This is a genomic window from Pseudomonas sp. 13B_2.1_Bac1, from assembly GCF_025466155.1.
In the GTDB taxonomy this organism is placed as follows: Bacteria; Pseudomonadota; Gammaproteobacteria; order Pseudomonadales; family Pseudomonadaceae; genus Aquipseudomonas; species Aquipseudomonas aylmerensis.
Map to the genome: position 1 here is coordinate 235,531 of NZ_JANLOH010000109.1, position 6,031 is coordinate 241,561.

General features: G+C 60.8%; 7 protein-coding genes. 4 read left to right on the forward strand and 3 right to left on the reverse strand.

Annotated elements, in window-relative coordinates:
* Positions 1-7: 7 nt before the first annotated feature.
* Positions 8-1,303 carry a murein hydrolase activator EnvC family protein gene (locus tag NTD80_RS28570; protein WP_065899809.1) on the reverse strand — a complete coding sequence of 432 codons (1,296 nt, stop codon included), beginning with the start codon at positions 1,301-1,303 and terminating at the stop codon, positions 8-10.
* 259 nt (positions 1,304-1,562) lie between these two features.
* The gene (gene gpmI, locus NTD80_RS28575) at positions 1,563-3,089 is read right to left on the reverse strand and encodes a 2,3-bisphosphoglycerate-independent phosphoglycerate mutase (RefSeq protein ID WP_106805400.1); all 1,527 of its coding nucleotides are present in this window, start codon (positions 3,087-3,089) and stop codon (positions 1,563-1,565) included.
* 151 nt (positions 3,090-3,240) lie between these two features.
* Between gpmI and NTD80_RS28580 the strand changes: the two genes are divergently transcribed.
* Genes NTD80_RS28580 through secB form a run of 3 tightly spaced genes read left to right on the forward strand, consistent with a single transcriptional unit; the run spans position 3,241 to position 4,429 of the window.
* The gene (locus NTD80_RS28580) at positions 3,241-3,654 is read left to right on the forward strand and encodes a rhodanese-like domain-containing protein (RefSeq protein WP_065899812.1); all 414 of its coding nucleotides are present in this window, start codon (positions 3,241-3,243) and stop codon (positions 3,652-3,654) included.
* Position 3,655: 1 nt separating this feature from the next.
* A complete protein-coding gene (gene grxC, locus NTD80_RS28585) occupies positions 3,656-3,910 on the forward strand; it encodes a glutaredoxin 3 (RefSeq protein WP_065899814.1) in 255 nt (84 codons plus the stop codon).
* Between the two features lie 39 nt (positions 3,911-3,949).
* A complete protein-coding gene (gene secB / locus NTD80_RS28590) occupies positions 3,950-4,429 on the forward strand; it encodes a protein-export chaperone SecB (protein ID WP_065899817.1) in 480 nt (159 codons plus the stop codon).
* Positions 4,430-4,624: 195 nt separating this feature from the next.
* On the opposite strand, the gene NTD80_RS28595 is transcribed toward secB, so the two are convergent.
* On the reverse strand, positions 4,625-5,080 hold the full coding sequence (locus NTD80_RS28595; protein WP_010563141.1) for a tRNA (cytidine(34)-2'-O)-methyltransferase: 456 nt from the start codon (positions 5,078-5,080) through the stop codon (positions 4,625-4,627).
* Here NTD80_RS28595 and NTD80_RS28600 point away from each other — a divergent pair.
* Positions 5,079-5,519: a hypothetical protein gene (locus NTD80_RS28600; protein WP_065899819.1), complete on the forward strand. Its 441-nt coding sequence runs from the start codon at positions 5,079-5,081 to the stop codon at positions 5,517-5,519. The genes NTD80_RS28595 and NTD80_RS28600 overlap by 2 nt on opposite strands.
* Positions 5,520-6,031 lie beyond the last annotated feature (512 nt).

The following is a 6,031-nucleotide window of genomic DNA, read 5'->3' on the forward strand; positions in this document are numbered from 1 at the left end:
GCGACCCTTATCCTTGGGTTCTGCACCATTGTGCAGGGTCGCTCGGGCGGCCCTGCTGACGAATAGCGAAGTACAGCGCCGGGGTGTCCTGGCCACCACTGTTACCCACAGTGGAGATGGATTCACCGGCTTTTACAACATCACCTGCCGACTTGAGTAAAGTCTGATTGTGGCCGTAAAGGCTCAAATAGCCATTACCGTGGTCAAGAATCACCAGCAAACCGGCGCCCCGCAGCCAATCGGCGAACACCACGCGCCCACCGTGAACGGCATGCACCTGGCTGCCGGCGGAGGCGCTGATCATCACCCCATCCCACTTGGCGCGGGTGTCATCGCCACGGGTTTCACCGAAGCGTGCCAGTAATCGACCATCAACTGGCCATGGAAGTTTGCCGCGAGCTGAAGCAAAAGGGCCACCGAACGACTCACCGGCGCTGGAAACCAGCGGCCCGGGCGCTGCATGTGCCGGTTTACGCGGCGCGGGAGCGTCCGAGGTGGCAGCCAGTTCGGCCTCACGCTGACGCTTTTTTTCGGCTTCCTGCTGGGCGATCAACGCCTTTTGCCGCGCTTCTTCGGCCTCGCGTGCCTGGCGCGCCAGGGTTTCCTCGATGGTCTTGAGGACTTTGGCCAGGTCGGCCTGGTCTTGCTCACGGGCCTGCAGCTTGGCGTCACGGGCCTTCACGTCGTCATTGAGCTTGGCCAGGGCCAGCTGGCGTTCCTTGCGGACCTTGTCGAGTTCGTCGCGCTGGGTGTCGAGGGCGCTTTTCTGGTCCTGCAACTGCGACTGCTGGTTGGCGATCTCCTGTTCGACATTGACCAATTGGCGCAGGGTCTCGTTGAAGCTTTTCAATTGCTCCAGGCGGGCCTTGCTCAGGTAGTCGTAGTAGGTCAGGGTGCGCGCGAATTTTTCCGGGTTCTGCTGGTTGAGCAGCAGCTTGAGGTATTCCTGGCGGCCGCTCTGATAGGCGGCGCGGGCCTGGATCGCGATCAGGCGTTGCTGTTCAACGCGTGCGCTCTGGAGTTTTTTTTTCTCAGCGTCGAGTCGCTCCAGTTCCGACTCGCTCTTCTTTAGTTCTTTTTGCAGCTCCTGGACCTGCTTCTCCAGCTTGCCCATCTCGGTTTCCGTGCCGCGCAGGTCTTTCTGTACCCCGGATTTTTCTTCCTGGAGCTTGCCGAGCAGCTTTTTCAGCTCGGTAATGTCCTGACGCGTAGCGTCCAACTGTTGTTGGGTTTGTGCGCGCTCATCGGCAAATGCCGGTTGGAGCAGGCAGACAAGAGCAAGGGTAATCAAGGCGCGAAGCATAGAGGCGGGCGACACCAGGGAAAGGGACGGCCTAGTATGCCCGCCAAGCGCCGCAAAAAAAACGCCCAATTCGGGCTGGAAGGCAAGATAGGTGCCGAGTGGCGCCGGTATAGCAAAACGATATCTTTGAAAACTCTGCAAAACCAATGTGGGAGCGGGCTTGCCCGCGATGACGGTGGGTCAGCCATATGAATGTCTGCTGATCTACCGCTATCGCGGGCAAGCCCGCTCCCATACTGCTTTGTGGTGTATCCGAAACTTAGACCAGGATAGAAGTGCCGGTCATCTCTTTCGGTTTCTCCAGCCCCATCAGCTTCAGCATGGTCGGCGCCACGTCCGCCAGCACGCCGCCTTCGCGCACTTTCAGGTCACGCTTGCCGACGTAGATGAACGGCACTGGCTCGGTGGTGTGGGCAGTGTGGGCTTGCCCTGTGGATTCATCGGACATCTGCTCGCAGTTGCCGTGGTCGGCAGTGATCAGCGCTTCGCCGCCGACTTTTTCCAGCGCGTCAACGATGCGGCCGACGCACAGGTCCAGGCATTCCACCGCCTTGGTGGCGGCTTCGAGGTTGCCGCTGTGGCCGACCATGTCGCCGTTGGCGTAGTTGACCACGATCACGTCATAACGCTGGTTGTCGATGGCGTCGACGATTTTGTCGGTGACTTCCGGCGCGCTCATTTCCGGCTGCAAGTCGTAGGTGGCAACCTTTGGCGACGGGATCAGGATGCGCTCTTCGCCCGGGAACGGCTCTTCGCGCCCGCCGGAGAAGAAGAAGGTCACGTGGGCATACTTCTCGGTTTCGGCGATCCGCAGCTGGGTCTTGCCGTTTTTCGCCAGGTAGTCGCCCAGCACGTTTTCCAGGCTGCCCGGGGCGAAAGCCGACGGGGCCGGGATGTTGGCGGCGTATTGGGTGAGCATCACGAACTCGACTTTCGGCTGGCGCGCGCGTTCGAAGTCTTTGAAACCGGCGTCGACGAAGACGTGGCTCAGCTCGCGGGCACGGTCGGCGCGAAAGTTCATGAATACCACGGCGTCGCCGTCTTCGACTTTCACCGGCTCGCCGATGGTGGTGGCCTTGACGAACTCATCGCTCTCGCCACGCGCGTAGGCGGCTTCCAGGCCTTCCTGGGCGGTGGCGGCGTTGAATTCGGCCTGGCCGTCGACGATCAGGTTGTAGGCCTGTGCCACGCGGTCCCAGCGGTTGTCGCGGTCCATGGCGAAGTAACGGCCGACCAGGCTGGCGATGCGGCCCTTGCCCAGGGCGGCGAAGGTGGCGTCGAGCAGCTCGATGGAGGATTGCGCGCTTTTCGGCGGAGTGTCGCGGCCGTCCAGGAAGGCGTGCAGGTAGATTTTGTCGGCGCCACGCTTGAAGGCCAGCTCGGCCATCGCGATCAGGTGATCCTGGTGGCTGTGGACGCCGCCGTCCGAGAGCAGGCCCATGAAGTGCACGGCCTTGCCGGCCGCGACGGCTTTATCGACTGCTGCGCAGATGGTCGGGTTCTCGAAGAAGTCGCCATCGCGGATCGATTTGGTCACGCGGGTGAAGTCCTGGTAGACCACTCGTCCGGCGCCGAGATTCATGTGGCCGACTTCCGAGTTGCCCATCTGGCCATCCGGCAGGCCCACGTCCATGCCGGAACCGGAGATCAGGCCGTTGGGAACGGTGGCGACCAGGCGGTCGAGCACGGGCTTCCTGGCCGCGTATACGGCGTTGTCGTGGTGGCTTTCACTGTGTCCAAAGCCATCGAGAATTATCAGGACCAAAGGTTTAGGCGTAGTAGTCATAGATCCTCTCGCGGCGTTAATAAAGGAAGACAATTGAAAAGGGAGTGGCAGTTTAAAGCGAAGTTCCGACCACGTCACCGCTTTACGGGGGTTGGCCCCCCTTGGCGGCTGTGTATACTTACCGCCATTTTAACGCCCTGGAACCTCCTTGATGGTTGATCACCTGATTGCATTTGCCACTGCCCACTACCTGCTCGCGGGTGCCTTCGTCATCCTGCTGGCGCTGCTGATCGCTCATGAATTGAGCCGCGGTGGCCGCAGCCTGAGCACGTCGGAGCTGACCGCGCTGGTCAACAAGGATGAGGCCGTTGTCGTGGATATCCGTGCGGCCAAGGAATTTGCCGCCGGTCATATCGTTGGCGCCCTGAACATTCCGCAGGACAAGCTGATCGCGCGCTTGGCCGAGCTGGAAAAATACAAGGCCAAGACCATCATCCTGGTCGACGCCCAAGGCCAGCACGCCGGCACCCACGCCCGCGAGATGCTCAAGAGCGGTTTTACCGCCGCCAAACTGTCCGGCGGTATCGGCAGTTGGAAGGCCGATAACCTGCCGCTGGTGAAGTGATATGAGCCAGGTTGTCGTGTATTCCAGCGATTGGTGCCCTTACTGCATGCGGGCCAAGGCCTTGCTGGAGAAAAAGGGTGTTGCCTTCGAAGAGATCAAGGTCGACGGCAAACCCCAGGTGCGCGCCGAAATGGCCCAGAAGGCGGGGCGCACGTCCGTGCCGCAGATCTGGATCGGCGCCAAACATGTCGGTGGATGCGATGACCTGTTCGCCCTGGAGCGCGCGGGTAAACTCGATGCGCTGCTGCTCGTCTGACTCCCAACCCCTAAAAGACCCCAAGATCAAGGATCTGAGATGACTGACCAACAGAACACCGAAGCAGCAGAAGCTCAAGGCCCACAATTCTCGTTGCAGCGTATCTATGTGCGCGACCTGTCGTTCGAAGCGCCGAAAAGCCCGGCGATCTTCCGTCAGGAATGGACCCCAAGCGTTGCGCTGGACCTGAACACTCGCCAAAAGGCACTGGAAGGCGACTTCCACGAAGTCGTGCTGACCCTGTCGGTGACCGTCAAGAACGGCGAAGAAGTGGCTTTCATCGCTGAAGTGCAACAGGCTGGCATCTTCCTGATCCAGGGCCTGGACGAAGCGTCCATGAGCCACACCCTGGGCGCGTTCTGCCCGAACATCCTGTTCCCGTATGCCCGTGAGACCCTGGACAGCCTGGTCACCCGTGGCTCGTTCCCGGCACTGATGCTGGCGCCGGTGAACTTCGATGCCCTGTACGCCCAAGAGCTGCAGCGCATGCAACAGGAAGGCTCGCCAACGGTTCAGTAAGCTGTTCTGAGCAACGACGCCGATCCAATGTGGGAGCGGGCTTGTGTGAGAGCCGGTTTTCTGTGGGAGCTGGCTTGCCTGCGATAGCGTCACCACGGTGTTTTTGAGACACCGAGGTGCCTGCATCGCGGGCAAGCCCGGCTCCCACAGAAGCCCGGTTGCCACACAAGCCCCTCCCACATTTTGTTTTGGATGTTACTTGAACCCCAATTGCCGCCAGCCTTCGTAAACCGCGACGGCCACGGTGTTGGACAGGTTCAGGCTGCGGCAGCCCTCGCGCATCGGCAAACGCAGGCGATGGCCGTCGGGCAGGGCGTCGAGCACCTCGGCCGGCAGGCCCCGGCTTTCCGGGCCGAACAGGAAGGCGTCGCCTTCGGCAAAGCTGGCGTCATGGAACGGCCGCGAACCCTTGGTGGTGAACGCGAACAGGCGTGGATGGCCCAGGCTTTCCAGGCAGCTGGCCAGGTCGGCGTGGCGCTGCAGGGTGGCATACTCGTGGTAGTCCAGGCCGGCGCGGCGCAGGCGCTTGTCGTCCATGTCGAAGCCCAGCGGCTCGATCAAATGCAGGTGGCAGCCACTGTTGGCGCACAGCCTGATAACGTTGCCGGTATTCGGCGGAATTTCTGGTTGAAAAAGGATGACGTGAAACATGCACGGCTCCGAAGGCAAAGATGCGCTGCATTCTACCCCTGAAGAAGACCCCAGGCCGAAGCTATTCCCGAAGGTCATGGGCTCGTTGGCGATCGTTGGCCTGATGATCGGCCTGATGATCGGTCGCCTGACCACCCCTGACCCGGTCCAGTTGCAGCAGGTCGAGACAGTGGCAGACGGCGTGGTGGTATGGTTCAACAGCGAACCCAAGCTGCACGGCGAGTTGGTTGATGGCACCGTGGCGCTGCTGTTTGATGCGCAAGGCAAGGCGGCCGGTGGGCAACTCAAGGTCAACGATAAGGATGTGAACTGGCGCGTGCGCAAGACCGATGGCGGCTTGCTGCTGAACCTGGTGGCGGCTCGGCCATTGCGCGGGGAGTGGAAAGGGGAGAAGGCCGATGGCCGCTGGCGGCTGGAGATCCATCTCCAAGAGCAATAAAAGAGGGAATCCCCGGCCTGCCTGTACCAAGGTCCCCAAAACGGGCTGGGGCTATGGGCGCTGTGCCACATAAGTCCCGGGTGTAAAGAAGGGAGTTCCCGGCCTGCCTGTACCAGGGCTCCCAAAACGGGGTGAAGCCATCACGGCTTCGGTGTTAAAGAGGGAATCCCCGGCCTGCCTGTACCGAGGTTCCCCAAAGCGGTGTGGAGCGCGACGCGATTCGCATCAAGCACCCCGGGTGTAAAGAGGGGATTCTCGGCCTGCCTGTACCAAGGTCCCCGAAACTGGGTAGTACAAGGGTTATTGCAGGGCGCGTGCCAGAGTCTGCAATGTGTGCCAAAAAAAATTGCCAGAAAGCGCAAAGCCCCGGGATACGGGGCTTTGGTGTTTTTGCGATTTGGTTTTTTCTTAATCAGGCGGCTGTTTTGCGCGCGGGATACGTGCCCGATGCCGGTTCATGGTGCATTGAAGCGGTGCACGATCCTTAGACTGGTACAAAACAAATGTGGGAG